This is a genomic window from Curtobacterium sp. MCBA15_001 (genome assembly GCF_001864835.1).
In the GTDB taxonomy this organism is placed as follows: domain Bacteria; phylum Actinomycetota; class Actinomycetes; order Actinomycetales; family Microbacteriaceae; genus Curtobacterium.
This window is the reverse complement of sequence record NZ_MJGI01000026.1, coordinates 110,581-126,016: the sequence shown is the minus strand read 5'-3', so window position 1 is coordinate 126,016 and position 15,436 is coordinate 110,581. Positions and strand designations below refer to the sequence as shown.

15 protein-coding genes are annotated in these 15,436 nt (G+C 70.7%); 9 read left to right on the top strand and 6 right to left on the bottom strand.

Annotated features, from left to right (window positions below; translation table 11 throughout):
- The first annotated feature begins 18 nt into the window (after positions 1-18).
- Positions 19-2,058, top strand: a complete 2,040-nt coding sequence (locus BIU90_RS15780) for a DUF262 domain-containing protein (RefSeq protein WP_071301218.1) — start codon at positions 19-21, stop codon at positions 2,056-2,058.
- On the opposite strand, the gene BIU90_RS18430 is transcribed toward BIU90_RS15780, so the two are convergent.
- Positions 2,055-2,501: an SseB family protein gene (locus BIU90_RS18430; protein WP_071301176.1), complete on the bottom strand. Its 447-nt coding sequence runs from the start codon at positions 2,499-2,501 to the stop codon at positions 2,055-2,057. The genes BIU90_RS15780 and BIU90_RS18430 overlap by 4 nt on opposite strands.
- Before the next feature lie 130 nt (positions 2,502-2,631).
- Here BIU90_RS18430 and BIU90_RS15770 point away from each other — a divergent pair, with 130 nt between their 5' ends.
- Genes BIU90_RS15770 through BIU90_RS15750 form a run of 5 tightly spaced genes read left to right on the top strand, consistent with a single transcriptional unit; the run spans position 2,632 to position 7,241 of the window.
- On the top strand, positions 2,632-3,981 hold the full coding sequence (locus BIU90_RS15770) for a sugar ABC transporter substrate-binding protein (protein ID WP_175470233.1): 1,350 nt from the start codon (positions 2,632-2,634) through the stop codon (positions 3,979-3,981).
- Positions 3,978-4,937 carry a carbohydrate ABC transporter permease gene (locus tag BIU90_RS15765; protein ID WP_083404021.1) on the top strand — a complete coding sequence of 320 codons (960 nt, stop codon included), beginning with the start codon at positions 3,978-3,980 and terminating at the stop codon, positions 4,935-4,937. Before BIU90_RS15770 ends, BIU90_RS15765 begins: the two co-directional genes overlap by 4 nt.
- Positions 4,937-5,851 (top strand): carbohydrate ABC transporter permease, encoded by a 915-nt coding sequence (locus BIU90_RS15760; protein WP_083404020.1) that lies wholly within the window; start codon positions 4,937-4,939, stop codon positions 5,849-5,851. Before BIU90_RS15765 ends, BIU90_RS15760 begins: the two co-directional genes overlap by 1 nt.
- Complete coding sequence (locus BIU90_RS15755) at positions 5,848-6,870, top strand: aminoglycoside phosphotransferase family protein (protein ID WP_071301175.1); 1,023 nt, start codon at positions 5,848-5,850, stop codon at positions 6,868-6,870. The genes BIU90_RS15760 and BIU90_RS15755 overlap by 4 nt, the downstream gene beginning before the upstream one ends.
- Positions 6,867-7,241 (top strand): PH domain-containing protein, encoded by a 375-nt coding sequence (locus tag BIU90_RS15750; RefSeq protein ID WP_071301174.1) that lies wholly within the window; start codon positions 6,867-6,869, stop codon positions 7,239-7,241. The genes BIU90_RS15755 and BIU90_RS15750 overlap by 4 nt, the downstream gene beginning before the upstream one ends.
- A gap of 124 nt (positions 7,242-7,365) precedes the next feature.
- Here the strand turns inward: BIU90_RS15750 and BIU90_RS15745 are convergent, their stop codons facing one another.
- Together BIU90_RS15745 and BIU90_RS15740 are read right to left on the bottom strand one after the other, a co-directional pair.
- A complete protein-coding gene (locus BIU90_RS15745; RefSeq protein ID WP_071301173.1) occupies positions 7,366-8,163 on the bottom strand; it encodes an SDR family oxidoreductase in 798 nt (265 codons plus the stop codon).
- Between the two features lie 226 nt (positions 8,164-8,389).
- Positions 8,390-9,160 (bottom strand): HNH endonuclease family protein, encoded by a 771-nt coding sequence (locus BIU90_RS15740; protein WP_071301172.1) that lies wholly within the window; start codon positions 9,158-9,160, stop codon positions 8,390-8,392.
- A gap of 116 nt (positions 9,161-9,276) precedes the next feature.
- Between BIU90_RS15740 and BIU90_RS15735 the strand changes: the two genes are divergently transcribed.
- Entirely contained in the window at positions 9,277-10,056 is a 780-nt protein-coding gene (locus tag BIU90_RS15735; RefSeq protein ID WP_071301171.1) for an aldo/keto reductase, read from the top strand.
- Positions 10,057-10,076: 20 nt separating this feature from the next.
- Entirely contained in the window at positions 10,077-10,625 is a 549-nt protein-coding gene (locus BIU90_RS15730) for a cysteine hydrolase family protein (protein ID WP_071301170.1), read from the top strand.
- A gap of 11 nt (positions 10,626-10,636) precedes the next feature.
- On the opposite strand, the gene BIU90_RS15725 is transcribed toward BIU90_RS15730, so the two are convergent.
- From BIU90_RS15725 to BIU90_RS15715, 3 genes are all read right to left on the bottom strand, one after another.
- Positions 10,637-11,062, bottom strand: a complete 426-nt coding sequence (locus BIU90_RS15725; protein WP_071301169.1) for a PIN domain-containing protein — start codon at positions 11,060-11,062, stop codon at positions 10,637-10,639.
- Positions 11,059-11,262 carry a hypothetical protein gene (locus tag BIU90_RS15720; RefSeq protein ID WP_071301168.1) on the bottom strand — a complete coding sequence of 68 codons (204 nt, stop codon included), beginning with the start codon at positions 11,260-11,262 and terminating at the stop codon, positions 11,059-11,061. The genes BIU90_RS15725 and BIU90_RS15720 overlap by 4 nt, the downstream gene beginning before the upstream one ends.
- A 70-nt stretch (positions 11,263-11,332) precedes the next feature.
- Positions 11,333-14,779, bottom strand: a complete 3,447-nt coding sequence (locus tag BIU90_RS15715; protein ID WP_175470232.1) for a DEAD/DEAH box helicase — start codon at positions 14,777-14,779, stop codon at positions 11,333-11,335.
- 116 nt (positions 14,780-14,895) lie between these two features.
- On the opposite strand from BIU90_RS15715, the gene BIU90_RS15710 reads away from it, so the two are divergent.
- The gene (locus BIU90_RS15710; RefSeq protein ID WP_071301167.1) at positions 14,896-15,336 is read left to right on the top strand and encodes a BLUF domain-containing protein; all 441 of its coding nucleotides are present in this window, start codon (positions 14,896-14,898) and stop codon (positions 15,334-15,336) included.
- Positions 15,337-15,436 lie beyond the last annotated feature (100 nt).

Below are 15,436 nucleotides of genomic sequence, written 5' to 3'. Positions count from 1 at the left end.
CGTTCCTACGCTGCCGACATGGACGTGCAGGAGACGACGATCCGGCAGCTGCTGGAGGGCTCGAAGCAGTACGTGGTGCCGCTCTACCAGCGCCCGTACGGCTGGGGGAGTCGGCAGCGCTCCCGGCTGTGGCGGGACGTCCTGGCGCTGGCGGATCTTCGGCGGACCAGACCCGCGGCGACGCACTTCATGGGCTCGCTCGTGCTGGCCTCCGGTCACGTCGGGCCGACCGGCGTGGAGTTCTTCGTCGTCGACGGGCAGCAGCGGCTGACGACGCTCTCGATCCTGCTCTGCGCGATCCGTGACCACCTGTCCTCGCACCGCTCCGACGACCCGATGCTCGCCGCCAGCCTGCACGACCAGTACATCGACGACCGGTACAAGTCCGGTGACGCGCGCCTCAAGCTCCTGCCGACGCAGGCGGACCGCGAGGCCTACCGCGCGATCGTCAGCGACGGTCCCGATGCCGTCGGCAGCGTGGCGCCGGTGACCGAGGCGTACCGGGAGTTCCGGAGCGCCGTGGCGAGCGTCGAGGACCCGACGGACCGCCAGCGGGTCGAACACCTCCGCGACGCCGTGCTCGGAGGACTGGCGTTCGTCTCGATCACCGCGAAGGGAGACGACGACGTGTACCGGATCTTCGAGTCGATCAACACGACGGGGCTGCAGCTCACGCAGGGCGACCTGGTCAGGAACCACCTGTTCATGCGGCTCGGTGCTCGGGGCGAGACCGTCTACTCGACGTGGTGGCTCCCGATGCAGGAACGCCTGACCCCGGACGACCTCGAACTGCTGTTCTGGCTCGACGCCGTCGTCGATGCGCCGACCCTGCGACAGTCCGAGATCCACGCCGCGCTGCAGGCCCGTCTGGCCGACCGCCCGGACGTCGACATCGTGGACGAGGTCGTCCGGTTCGCTCGGCTGTCGGAGCTCCTCGCCGTGATCCGCCGCCCCGCGCTCGAACCGGACCCGGCCGTGCGGGAACGCCTGCAGCACCTGGCCGAGTGGGGATCGACGACGACCGTCCCGATCACGCTGCGACTGCTCGCCCGTCGTGCTGCCGGCACGAGTACGTCCGCGGAGGTGGCCGGGGCGCTCGCCGCCGTCGAGTCGTTCCTGGTCCGACGGACCATCACGGGGCGGGGTGGCGAGGGCGCGAACCGAACGCTGCTGCAGGCGTGCGGCGAGCTGCGGGACGACCGCACCGAGCCAGACGACCGTGTGGTCCTGGCGTACCTGTCCGCCGGCCGGAAGCACTTCGCCGACGATGCCGCGGTGACGGAAGCGGTGCTGGGAGCGCCGTACTACCTGCGCGGTCGCCGTCCGCACCAGAAGGTGATCCTCGCGTGGATCGAACAGTCACTCCGGCCGAACGAACCCGTCGACTTGACGGCGACCACGATCGAGCACGTCCTGCCGCAGCGCCTGACACCTGCCTGGCGGGCTGCGCTGCGACACGACCTGCGGGACGGGGAGACCGTCGAGTCGGTGCACGAGTCCCTGGTCCACACCCTGGGCAACCTGACGCTGACCGGCTACAACGCCGAGCTCGGCAACCGGCCCTTCGCCGAGAAGCGGAACGGGCTGCGCGCGAGCGGACTCCGCAGCAACCAGGTGATCGCGGCCGAACCGGCGTGGGGACGCGCGGAGATCCAGGCCCGCGGCGCCTGGCTGGCCCGGCGGATCTGCGCGATGTGGGTCCCGCCCGACCCCGAGCAGCGTCGGACCAGCAGCGGCACCGTCCGGTGGGACGTGCTCCACCGAGCGGTCGCGGCGATCCCGCCGGGGTCGTGGACGTCCTACGGCGACCTCGCCGCGCTGGTCGGCACCCACCCGATGCCCGTGGGCCAGCACCTGGCGGGCACCGCGGTCACCAATGCCCACCGCGTACTGCACGCCGCGGGCACGATCCCGCCGACCTCGCGGTGGTCCACCGTCGACGGCCGCGAGGTCCGGGCCGTCCTGGTCGACGAGGGCGTGGTCTTCTCGGAGTCCTCCGGCCGAGCGCACCAGTCGCAGCGTCTCGGGCCTGCGGAGCTCGCGGCGCGGTTGGCCTAGCTCGTGCTGGCACGGTCGTCGTCGTTGTCGTCGTCGTCGGGGGCGACGGTCCCGCGGAGCTGCGCTCGGATGCCGGCGAGCGCGTCCGCGTGCAGGAAGTTCGCCGCCTCGGTGCTGGTCGGGTCGATGACGATGCCGAACTCCTCGGGCACGGCGGTCACGAGCTCCGCCATCCGGACCGGGCGGGCCTCGGTGTCGGGGAGCCCGGCCGCCAGCTCAGCCGGGTCGGTGAAGACGGGCACGAAGGGCAGGTCACGGATCATGACGTGGGCGATGCTCCCGCCGTCGGGGTCGTCTGCGGACCGCCAGGGGACCCACGCGGCGCTGCCCAGGAAGCCCTGTGCCGACGAGGCCATGCGCCGACGGAGTTCGCCGGCCGCGGTGCTCGCGGCGTTCCCGACCCCCCGGCCGAAGGCCGAACCGGTCGTCTCGTTGCTGCTCATGGCGCTCCTGTCCGTCGTGTCCGGCCATGCTCCCACGCACGAGCGCCGAGGCCGAATGCGCACTGGGGACACCCGTGTCGGTGCGGACGTCTACGGTCAGACCGAGCACCGATCCGACCCGAGGAGCCACGTGTCACCACCGCAGCTGACCCGCCGTTCGCTCCTCGCCGGCGCCCTCGGCATCGCCGCCGCGACGAGCCTGAGCAGCTGCGTCGCGAACAACGGCCCCGACCCGAGCAGCGCTGCCGCGGGGTCGAAGGCCGACATCGGCGAGGTGGAGGGCACGCTGCGCTTCGCGTTCTGGGGTGGCAGCGACGGTGAGAACTCCGGGTTTGCCCGGGCCAAGAAGGGCTTCGAGGCGCGCCACCCGAAGGCCACCGTCGAACTGCAGACCCTGCCGTACGACGGGTTCTTCTCGGGCATCGACCGCGGCATCCTCTCGAGGACCGCGCCCGACGTGTTCCGTGTGGACTACACGAGCATCGGCAAGTACACCTCGCACGGGGTGCTGCTGGACATGACCCCGTACCTCAGTGCGACGGAGGCGAAGGGGTTCCTGCCGGCGCTGTACGACGCCGTCCGGTTCGAGGGCCGGACGTACGGCGTGCCCCACCAGACGGACACCTCGGCGATCGCGTTCAGCACCGAGGCGCTCGAGGAAGCCGGCATCCGCGCGGTGCCGGACCGGCTCGAGGACGCATGGACCTGGGACGAGTTCACCGACGTCAGCACGAAGCTCCGGAAGACCCTGCCGGACGCCAAGTACCCGTTCGCCTACGACTGGACGGCAGCGGGCGCGTACCGCTGGGCGAGCTTCCTGTACCAGGCGGGTGGGTCGCTGCTCACCCCGTCGCTGCAGCACTCCGCGGTCGACAGCGATGCGGGCCGCAAGGCGATGGCGTTCACGCAGCGCTTCTTCGACGAGCGCTGGGTCCCGGCGAACAACACCATCAAGACCACGGTCTACTCGGACAACTTCTTCCTCAACCAGACCGTGGCGATGACGTTCATCGGGGACTTCCTGGTGCCGGAGCTCGCCGACGGGGCGAACGGGTACCAGGGCGGGGAGTGGACCACGACGTACATGCCGCGGGACGAAGCGGCGGCGTCGGACCTCGGCGGCAACGCCCTCGTCGCCACGCGCGACACCGCCAATCCGGAGCTGGCGGCGGCGTTCCTGAAGTTCATGGTGGAAGAGGACCAGATGCGCGACTTCTGTCAGCGGGCGAACGAGCTGCCGACTCTGCAGAGCCTGGCGAGCACGACGCTCGACTACGCGGTGCGGCCCGACGTGATGGACGTGTTCACGCAGCAGGCGACCACGATCACGGAGACCGCGGTGCGCGAGACGGTGGTGCCGGGGTTCGCGTCGGTCAACACGGCGTTGCAGGACCAGCTCGAACTCGCCTTCCACGGGCGCAGCACCGACGCGGCGATCACGGCGATCGATCGGGCAGTCGATGCGGCGGTGTCCGCATGACGGGCGCGGCCGAGCGGATCGGCGGCGCCACGGCGGGTGGAGCCGTGCGGCGCGGACCGCGGCGGACCGCCGGGCCGTTCCGGGCCTCCACTGGGGCGGCGGCGACCGCGTTCCTGGTGCCGAACGTGGTGCTCATCGTCGTGTTCACGCTGTTGCCGCTGGTCTACGCCTTGGTCATCAGCTTCCAGGACCTCGACTCACTCGGCGGGACGAGCTGGGCGGGCCTCGGCAACTACGCGAAGCTGCTGACGGACCCGGTGTTCTGGCAGTCCGCGGCGAACACCGGCGTCTTCACCCTGCTCACGGTGCCGGTGGGCATGGCGATCGGTCTCGGGATCGCGGTGCTGCTGAACGGGGTGCTGCCCGGGCGGGCGGTGTTCCGGACGATCATCTTCCTGCCGCTCGTGGTGTCGGGCGTTGCGACGGGCGTGCTCGGCGCGTGGATGTTCGACCAGAACAACGGGTTCATCGACAAGTTCCTGCACACCCTCGGGCTGCCGCAGATCCAGTGGCAGTCGAGTGGTGGCTGGGCCATGACCGCGGTGATCCTGATGACGCTGTGGCAGCGCATCGGGTTCGACATGCTGATCTACCTGGCTGGGCTGCAGGGTGTGGACCCGGCGGTGCAGGAAGCAGCGACGACCGACGGCGCGAGCGGGTGGCAGAAGTTCCGGCTCATCACGTTCCCACTGCTCGGGCCGTCGACGTTCTTCCTGCTCGTGATGAACCTCATCTACTCGTTCCAGGTGTTCGACACGGTGTGGGCGATGACCCGTGGCGGGCCCGGCTACGGCACGACGACGATCGTGTCGTACGCGTACCGCGTGGCCTTCGACGAGCACGGACCACAGCTGCTGGGCTACGGCGCAGCGGTCGGCATCGTGATCTACCTGGTGACCCTGCTGATCACCGGGCTGCAGTGGCGCTTCAACGCCGGACGGGACCAGGCCGACTGATGACCTCCTCCACCTGGGACACCGGCGCCACGGGCGCCCGTCCGGCCGCCGGCACGGCCGTGTCCGCTCCCGCTGCGCAGTCACCGCGCGGGCGTCGGAGCAGGACGCTCTGGCTGCGGCTGACGGTCGCCGTGATCGTCACGATCGTCATGGCGTTCCCGCTGTACTGGATGCTGCTGACGGCGTTCTCCACCCGCGCCGACCTGTACGCACCGGGGCTGCAGCTCTGGCCGGCGCACTTCACGCTGCAGAACTTCATCCGGCCCTTCCAGGAGTTCCCGGTGTGGCGGTGGTTCGGCAACTCGCTCGTGGTGGCGGTGGTCGTGACGGTCATCACCGTCGTGTGCAACCTGCTGGCTGGGTACGCCTTCGCGAAGCTGCGGTTCCGCGGCCGGAACGCGCTGTTCCTGGTGCTGCTGTCCACGCTGATGATCCCGCCGCAGGCGATCATCGTGCCGCAGTTCTTCATCTCGATCGGCCTGCACCTGTACGGCGGCCTGTGGGCGGTCATCCTGCCCGAGGCTGCGGCGATCTTCGGGGTGTTCCTGGCGCGGCAGTTCTTCCTGGCCGTGCCGGACGAGCTCATCGAGGCGGCGCAGCTCGACGGCGCCGGTCGGTTCCGGACGTTCGTGTCGGTCGTGCTCCCGCTGTGCCGACCGTTGCTCGCGGTGCTGGTGCTGCTGACGTTCATGGGGGAGTGGAACGCGTTCGGGTGGCCGCTGGTCGCACTGTCCGGCAACCAGGACCTGTTCACCGTGCCCATCGGCATCGTCGGCACGCTGCAGGGGCAGTACACGTCGGACTACGGTGCGATCATGGCGGTCAACCTGCTCATGATCCTGCCGATCGTCGCGCTGTTCCTGGCCTTCCAGCGGTACTTCGTCGAGGGACTGTCGCGGAGCGGCCTGCGGTGACGTCGGCCGACGACACACGCCGGCCCTCGCTTGACGACGCCCGGCGCTGGGTGGCCGCGGACTTCGGCGTCCGTGCGGTCACCATCGAACAGGTCACGGGCGGTACCGACACCTCGGCGGTGGTCTGGCGTCTTGTCGACGACGCCGGCAGCGCGTGGGCAGCGAAGTGGACGACCCGGCCGACGCGCACCGGGACACGGCTGGTCGCCTCCATGGCCGCCGCCGGGCTCGCGAGCACCCCGCCGACCCGTCCCACGGACGACGGCCGCCGCCGCAGCCGTCGCGCAGGAGGTCGGCTCGGCCTGACCCTGTGGTCGGCTGGCGAGGACGCTGCGACCGTCGGGCTCGGCCTGGATGGGTACCGCGCGTACGGCGCGCTGCTCGCGGACGTGCATGCCCACGCCTTCCCCCTGCCGCCGCGGAGACGAGGAGCGCGTCGCGGCATCCGCAGGCGCCGTCGGCGCTACCGCGCTGAGATCCGCGCGCTCGACGCGGCCGCCGTCGAGCGCACGGACCCGGTGCTCGACCTGTGGCGCGACGCCCGCCCGCGCGTCGACCTGCTGCTGCGTGGCACGGCGCTCGTGGCGTCCGAGTCCGCCGAACCCGTTCCGTGTCACGGTGACCCGCACCTCGGCAACGTCCTGGTCGAGGCCGACGGCGCACTCCGATTGGTCGACTGGGACGAGGCCGTCGTCGCCCCGCGCGAACTCGACCTGCACCTGGTCGAGTTCAGCGTGCTGTTCGACCCGGCGACGCCCGAGCAGCTCGCCGCGTTCCGGCAGGGCTACGGGCCGATGGTCGTCGACGAGGACCGGCTGGTGCGGTTCGCATGCATCCGCGCGCTCGAGGACCTGACCTCGACGATGACGGCAGCGGCGGCGAGCGGTCCTCGGGAGGACCGCGACGAGGCACTCCGCGTGTTCACGGGCATCCTTGCGCCGACGGGCTCGGCGTCCCTGGTCGAGGACCGGCTCCGTACCGCGCTGGCACGCGCCGACGCCCTACGCTCGTCCCTGTGATCGACTTCAGCAACGGCACCCTGTTCAAGCTCGCCCAGTGCGACCCGGCCGAGATCGCTCCACAGATCTCCGGACTGCTGCTCGAGGGGGAGCAGATCCTCGTCGCAGCCAAGACGATCCGCGACTTCGTCGTGTTCACCGACAAGCGGATCCTGGCCGTCAACGTGCAGGGGATGACCGGCAAGAAGCGCGACTTCACCTCGTTGCCGTACAGCAAGATCCAGGCGTTCTCGGTCGAGACGGCGGGCACGTTCGACCTCGATGCCGAGCTCGAGCTGTGGTTCAGCGGGCTCGGCAAGGTGAAGTTCGAGTTCAAGGGCCACTTCGACATCACCTACCTCGGCCGCCTCATCGCGCACCACGTGCTCTGACCCGGTCACGGTCTGGTGAACCCGGCCCTCAGGCGATGGAGGGCCGTTGTACCGGACCGGCACCGGGCCTCCCGTCCGTCGCCCAGCGCACGCGGTGGTGCGCCGGGTGCCGGACGGAACGGTCTCAGTACTGCGCCGACTGCCCACCGTCGATCGGGACGACCGTCGCGTTGACGTAGCTGGCGTCGTCGGAGAGCAGGAACGCGACGACGCTCGCGATCTCGGGGGCCTCGCCGTAGCGCTTCGTCGGGTTGACCTGGATGAACTCCTCCGCTGCCTTGCGGGGGTTCTCGGCGTCGAGCTGCTTCATCGAGTTCTCGACCATGGGCGTCCAGATCGCACCGGGCGCGATCGCGTTGATGCGGATGCCGTAGCGGCCGTACTCGACGGCCGAGTTGCGGGTCAGGCCGACGACGCCGTGCTTGGCTGCCGCGTAGCCGGACTGGTTGCCGATGCCGCGTATGCCGCCAACGCTGGCGGTGTTGACCACCATGCCGGATCCCTGCTCGCGCATGACCTTGAGCACCTTCTCGAGGCCGAGGAACACGCCGCGCAGGTTGATCGCGACGACCTTGTCGAACTCGGCAGCGGTGAAGGACTCGGTGGGGTTCTGCTTGCCCTCGATGCCGGCGTTGTTGAAGAAGCCGTCGATGCGGCCGAAGCGCTCGGTCGTCGCGGCGACGTAGGCGACGACCTGCGCCTCGTCGGAGACGTCGGCGACGGTGGTGAGGACCTGCGCGTCCGGGGTGGCGTCGAGGACGGCGGCCTTGGTGGCCTCGAGGCCGGCGGCGGAGACGTCGACGAGTGAGAGCGCGGCGCCCTCGGATGCCAGGCGGACGGCGGTGGCCCGTCCGAGGCCGGAACCGCCGCCGGTGACCAGGACGACGCGGTCGGTGAATCGGGTGGTGCTGGACGCGGACATGTGGAGGCCTCCTGAGGTCTTCGTCGCTGGAGGTCGATGCGTTCGCATCGGCTTTCGTCTAGACTACACCTGTCGCTTAACAGGTGTTGTGGCATCGTCGGCAGGGAGGACGGAGCGTTCATTGCAGCGTCTGACGAATCTGGTCGGCGTACCCCGGGTCCGGCGAACCAGATTCGTCAGATCCCGTCGTGCGATCCTCATCGGGCTGCGGGTCAGCCACGCGTCGTCAGCAGCGCGCGAGGACTCGCAGCATCGCGTCGCGCTCCGCCGGGACGACCCACAGACGGTAGGTCGACTTGACCGTGATCTGGTGCTCGACGTAGGTGCAGCGGAAGGCGGTGTCGGCCGGCAGCCAGGTCGCAGCGTCGCCGGAGCGCTTCTGCGCGTTCGAGTGTTGGTCGACGGCGAACAGGTTCTCCGGGTCGTTCGCCAGCGCCTGTCGTTCGGCCTCGGTCAGTTGTTGTGCGCCGGTCGTCCAGGCGTTCTCGAGCGCGACGACGTGGTCGATCTGCACGAGCGTCGACGTCGTCTCGCCGCGCACGAAGTCGACCGTCTGCCCCGTGTACGGCGACACGAGCACGCCTGACATCACGCGGCAGCCTCCGGGACGGACCACATCGGTCAGGTCACGGGCGAGGACATCGTTCCGGGTGTCGCACCCGTTGTGGTCGACGTCGAGCCAGGCAGTGCCGAAGTCGGCGGTGCGGTCGTAGCCGGTCGCCGGGGCCTTGCCCTTGACGGGCAAGGTCGCGAGCAGGGCGCGGGCGCGGTCCGCGTCGGCGTCCGTGTCCGCGCGGTCGGTCGCGGTCGGACTGGAGGCTCGGGTCGGCTCCGGCACGCCGGCGGCGGTCGGCTCTGCGGTCGCCCCGGTCGTTCCGGTGGCACTGGTCGACGCTGGCGACGGCGCTTCTGCCTGGGACGGGAGCGCGCCGGTGGCGTGCAGGGCGGACCCGACGACTGCGATGCCGACCAGGATCAACGTGGCGGACAGGGTCAAGCGGTTCCTGCGGCGTCGGCGCGACGTCATGGTGCGTGGTGCTCCTGGTGGTGCTCGATGGGGCTGTCCCTCGATCCTGGTGGACGCATCCGACATCGCCGCGTAGACACGGTGACATGACCGACTACGCAGAACCGTCCGTCTCGGTGACCGGAGGAGCGATGCCGCTCCTCGGCTTCGGGACCTGGCAGATCGCCGACGCCGATGCCCCCGCCGCCGTGAGCGCCGCGCTCGAGGCCGGGTACCGCCACATCGACACGGCCACCGGCTACAGCAACCAGCGCGGTGTGGGGAAGGCGATCGCCGACTCCGGCCTGGCCCGCGGTGACGTCTTCGTCACGACGAAGCTCCCGCCGGACAACGCCGACCGGGTCCGTCCGACGATCGAGGAGAGCCTCGACCAGCTCGGACTCGACCACCTCGACCTGTGGCTCGTGCACTGGCCGCCGAACGGTTCGGCCCGCCCCGACGTCTGGGAGCAGGTCGTGCAGGCGCAGCAGGACGGCCTGACGAAGGCCGTCGGCGTCAGCAACTACTCGCTGGCACAGATCGACGAGCTCATCCAGGCAACCGGCGCCACCCCGGCGGTGAACCAGATCAAGTGGAGTCCCGCCGAGTTCGACCGTGCCGTCGCCGACGGGCTGCGCGAGCGTGGTGTGGTGCTCGAGGGCTACAGCCCCTTCAAGGCGAGCAACCTGCAGGACCCGACCCTCGTCGCCATCGCCGAGGCGCACGACGTCGACACCGCGCAGGTCATCGTCGCGTGGCACGTCGCGCACGAGTTCGTGGTGATCCCGAAGTCGTCCAACCCGGACCGCATCCGGTCGAACGCGGCGGGTGCGACCGTGGCGCTGTCCGCCGACGAAGTCGCACGGATCGACGGCCTCGGTCGCTGACCCTCGGTAGCGTCGACGGGGTGAGCACTGCACTCCTCGTCATGGACTACCAGAACAGCATCGTCGAGCGGCTCGGGACGCCCGAAGCGCTCGCCGCTGCCGTCTCCGCCGTCGACACCGCTCGGCAGCGGGGGCTCCCGGTCGTGTTCGTCCGTGTGGCGTTCCGACCGGGAGCCCCCGAGGTCGCCGCCTCGAACCGGATGTTCGGCGGGATGCGCGACCGGATGGGTTCGCAGGCTCCGGACGCGACCGAGGTCCACGCCGGCTTCGACCTGCATGCGGACGACATCGTCGTGACCAAGCTGCGGGTGAGCGCGTTCACGGGGTCCGACCTCGAGGTGTTGCTGCGCGGGCTCGAGGTGCGTGACCTGGTGCTGGCGGGGATCGCGACCAGTGGTGTCGTGTTGTCGACCCTGCGGCAGGCCGCCGACCTGGACTTCGGGCTGACAGTGCTGTCGGACGCGTGTGCTGACGGCGACGCCGAGGTGCACCGGGTGCTGACGGAGAAGGTGTTCCCGCGACAGGCCGAGGTCACCACGGTGGCGGACTGGACCGCGTCGCTCGGCTGAGCTGGCGGGCTTCACGCAGCGATCAGCGGTCCCCAGTCCGGCTCGCCGGGAGCGCGCTCGATGACCGGGAAGCCCGCAGCGCGAGCGGCGCGAGCCAAGCGCGTGTCGAACGTGACGAGGGCATCGCTCGTCGTGATCGCGGTGTGCAGCACGACCGCGTCGGGTGTCTGCAACTGGTGTCGTGCGCACAGCGCGGCGATGCCGACAGGATCGTCGTCCTCGACGGGCACCACCAAGATGTTGAGGGACTCCAGGTCCCTGAGTGCCTTCGTGACAGCGCTGATGCGCGCGGGGTGCACAAGCGCTTCGGCGAGGGTCACTGCCGAGGTCAGGTACTCCTCCCATTCGTGGTGATCGAGGACGTCGACCGCGCGTTCGTGACTCGCATCGTGGTGGTCGAAGCGCGCGATCATCACATTGGCGTCGAGCGTGATCACAATCGGCCTGCGCGGAGGTCCTCGAGGTAGTTCGGTGGGTAGCAGATGGACCCGACGAACCCGACGAGTTCGACCTGGGCGCCGTTCGGGAGCGTGATCCGAGAGGTCAACTCGTCCGGATCGCGGGTCAGGTGTGGTGTCGGGAAGTCGACGCCGCGCGCGACGTCGAGTCGTCCGATCGGGTGCTCGAGCAGGGTCATGTGACGACCGTAGGCATCTGTCGTCCCTGCACGCCAGGAATACAGATGTTGCATGTCGCGCCCGAGCAGGTCACGCCAACAGCGACCGGATGTCCTCAGCCGACAGGTCATCCGCGAAGAGCGCGTCGTCGTCGATCATCGCGGCGAACAACTGCGCCTTGCGCGCCGCCAGCGCGAGGACCTTCTCCTCGATGGTGTCCTCGGCGATGAGCCGGTGCACGTTCACCGAGCGCGTCTGCCCGATCCGGTGGGTGCGGTCGACGGCCTGCGACTCGGCGGCAGGGTTCCACCAGGGGTCGAGCACGAACACGGTGTCCGCCTCGGTGAGGGTGAGCCCGAAGCCGCCGGCCTTGAGCGAGATGAGGAACGCCGGCGCAGTGCCGTTCCGGAAGCGGTCGATGACCTTCGTGCGCCCACGTGTCGATCCGTCGAGGTACTCGTACCCGATGCCCCGCGCGTCGAGGGCGGCGGACACCATGCGCAGGAACGACGTGAACTGACTGAACACGAGTGCCCGGCGACCTTCAGCAGCGAGCTGCTCGAGCTCGTCGAGCAGCAGGTCGAGCTTGGCCGAGGGCACGCCTTGAGCCGCGGGCGACTCGGGACCGCCGGACGACCCGGACGAGTCCGTCGCCTCGGCCGCCACCAGCGCGGGTGAGAGCGCGAGCATCCGCAGCAGCGTGAGCGAGCGGAACACGATCATCCGGTTCCGGTCGAGGTCGTCGATCAGGTCGAGCACCTTGAGGCGCTCCCGGTTCAGCGTGCGCTCGTAGACGTCGCGGTGCGCGGGGTCGAGCGTGACCCGCACGACCTGCTCCTGCTTCGGGGGCAGGTCGGACGCGACGCTCTCCTTCGTCCGGCGCAGCATGAGCGGCCGGATGCGGCGTCGCAGCCGCGTGGTGAGCTCCGTGCGAGCCGCGCCCCGGAGGTCCGGGGACGCGAGCGGCTTGACGTAGTCGTCGCCGAACCGCGTCCAGGAGGACAGCAGGCCCGGCGCGACGATCGAGAACAGCGCCCACAGGTCGGTCAGCCCGTTCTCCAGCGGCGTGCCGGTGATCGCGATCTTGACGGGCGCGCGGACCTCGGACGCGGCGCGGTGGGTCTGCGACTGCGGGTTCTTGACGAACTGCGCCTCGTCGAGCAGCAGTGCCGACCAGGACAGGTCCGTGTAGGCCGTGGCGTCGAGCCGGAGCAGCGCGTACGAGGTCACGACGACGTCCACCGACGCAGCGGTCCGTGCGACGAGGGCCGGGTCCTTGAGCGAGGTGGTCTCGATCGTGGCGACCCGGAGCGAGGGGACGAACCGTGCGGCCTCCGCAGCCCAGTTGCCCACGACCGAGGTCGGCGCGACGACCAGGAACGGGGGCTCGTCCGGTGCGCTCCCGCGCCGCGCGGCGATCATCGCGAGCGCCTGCAGCGTCTTCCCGAGCCCCATGTCGTCGGCCAGGACCCCGCCGACGCCGTGCTCGACCAGGAACGACAGCCAGGCGTACCCCGAGCGCTGGTACGGCCGGAGCTCGGCGTGCACGGTGTCCGGCACGACGACGTCCCCTGGGGGAGCGGCATCGAGCAGCCGCGCAGCCATCGCCCGCCAGCGTTCGTCGTGGTCGGTCTCGTCGGCGAGCTGGTCGAACTCCGACCACAGCCCGGCCTGCAGCGGCGTGACCGTCATCGGTTGCGACGGCTCCCACTCGCCCTGGTCGCGGGCTTCCTCGATGAGTTCCTTGAGCCGGTCGAACGCCGGGTCCGCCAGCGACAGGTACGAGTTGTCGACGAGCTTCATGCGTCGCCGGCCGCTCGCGAGCGCGGTGAGCAGCGGCGTGAACGGGATCTCCTTGCCGTTCACGCTGACGAAGATGCCCAGGTCGAACCAGTCGTGCTTGTCCGACGGCATCGTCGTGACCCGGATGTGCGGGCGCCCCGTCAGTCGCTCGTAGTCGAGCCGTTCGCCCTGCACGACCACGCGGACGCCGGCATCGCCGAGCGCCGGCAACAACTCGGTGGCCAGGACGGCGACGTCGGCGCCGTCGACGGTCCCGTCGACGAACCAGTCCAGACCGCCGCCCGGTCCGGTCGATCCGGGCCCGGTCGCGTCGTGGGGTGCGGTCGCGTCGTCGGGTCCGGTCGCCTCGGCACGAACGGGAGGCTCGGCCTGCGCCGCGTCGTCGGCCGGCGGCCCGACGTCGGTCGGGTCGTCAGCCGCCCGCACCGCACGCAGGTCGGGCAGCGGTCCGTGCATGGTCACCGGGTCCTTCCGCCCGTCGACGTGCCAGCGCCACTGCAGGTGGGCGACGTCGTCGGTGCGCGGCGCCCGGGCCGGTTCGAACGTGACGGTCAGCACGAGTTCCGGCGGGGTCCGTTCGGGCAGCTCGATCGACCCGTCCGAGCTCACCAGCCCCAGGGCCCCACGGAGCCGCGGGGACCAGTCCGCCAGGAACTCGGGGACCTCGGCCGTGGGCACCGTGATGCGGGTGTCCTCGGTCAGCATCCGCCGCTGGTCGTCGGAGACCGGTTCCGGGGTCGGGGCCAGGTCGACGTGGAACTCGGGGGACTCGCGGAAGACGTACAGGCCGTGGTCGCCGATGAGCCGCGCGGCACCGTGCACGACGGGGCGTCCGTCCAGCACGGCGCTCGCCCCGATCGCGAGCCCGTCGTCCGAGCGGGCGACGTCGAGCAGCACCCTGGCCTCGGTGCCCAGGGCGACCCCGCCCTCGCGCTTCCCGGTGACGAACGCGATGCCGAGCGCCGGTGCTCGGCCCAGGAGCGGCCAGAGCAGCGGGCTCGGGAAGTCGTCGAGGTGGATCCAGTCGGTCTCGCCGGGCAGTCCCGCGAGGGCGCCCGCGCGGTGCAGGGCGGCGAGCTGCAGGAACCAGGCGTGCTGCTCGGGGCCGAGGCCCAGTCGGTTCATCGAGTAGGGGAGCGTGCCCCACGTCAGCTGCCCGCGGACCCAGTTGCCCGCGTCGCTGCGGGTGACCGGGCGGACGCCGAGCCGGACCGACCGCGACGCCGTGGGCAGCGCTCGACCGGCCGCGCGGGCCCGCGCGGCCATGCGCGCGGGGACCGCGTCGCGGAGCTCGAACTGCAGGCCGAGCGGGATGGTGTCCTGGAGCGCGGCAGGCGGCGGGGTGTCACCGGTGAGGCGGGCGACCTCGTGCCTCCAGTCCGGTGCTGGCGGCGGTGCGGGTGTTTCGGGGCGAGGTCCGGCGTGCGCGGCGACCGCACGGGCGTTGATGGTGAGCAGCGCTGCCGCGACGTGCTTGCACTCGCCGCCGATCGGGCAGGTGCAGCGGGAGCGGACCGGTCGGACGAACTCGCCCCGCGCGGCGGTCGTGTCCACGTGCACGTCGTACGGGTCGTCCGCCGATCCGGCCACGGAGCCCGTGATCGTGCCGGCGTCGTCGTCCCACACGGCCGACTCGACCAGCCCCTGCCGGACGAGGTCGCGCGCCCGGCCGAACGTCTGCGGTCCGACGAAACGGATGACGTCGACGGCGTCGATCATCGGGGCGGCTGGCACGGAGACCATCGTGCCAGCCGCCACCGACTCCGCACGCCGTCCTCCCGCGATCGGGAGCGCTCCCACCCGGAGAGGGGGTGTCCGGGGACGCCTGGACGGTCCAGGCTGGAGGGACCATGCTGCAGTCACTCGTCTACATGAGCTCCGCCACCGAACCCTTCGACGACGACGCTCTCGAGGCCGTCCTGGCGTACTCCCGCGAGCGCAACACCGCCGACGGGCTGACCGGCATGCTCGTGCACCGGGCGGGGCGCTTCATGCAGCTGCTCGAGGGGCCGTACGACGCGGTGATGGCGACGTACGCGCGGATCCTGCAGGACGAGCGGCACGACGACGTGGCGCTCCTGGTCGAGGAGAGCCTGCACACCCGACGCTTCCCGGAGTGGTCGATGGCGTACGACCGCTCCGACGACCAGGACGTACCCGAGGGCTTCAGCGACTTCCTGGCCTCGGGCGACGCCAGCGCCGACCGCAGCCGTTCGCGCGAGCTGCTGCGCTGGTTCCGGAACCACCCGATGGCCGACCCGACGGCGTCGGCGGGGAAGCACCGCCGCTAGCGTCAGCGCCGCTGAAGCCCCCCGTTCTGGGGTCCCTTCTTGGTGTACAGACCTGTCAGTCTGCTCACGGGGGACCACGAGGGGTGTGTTCTCCAGAGGG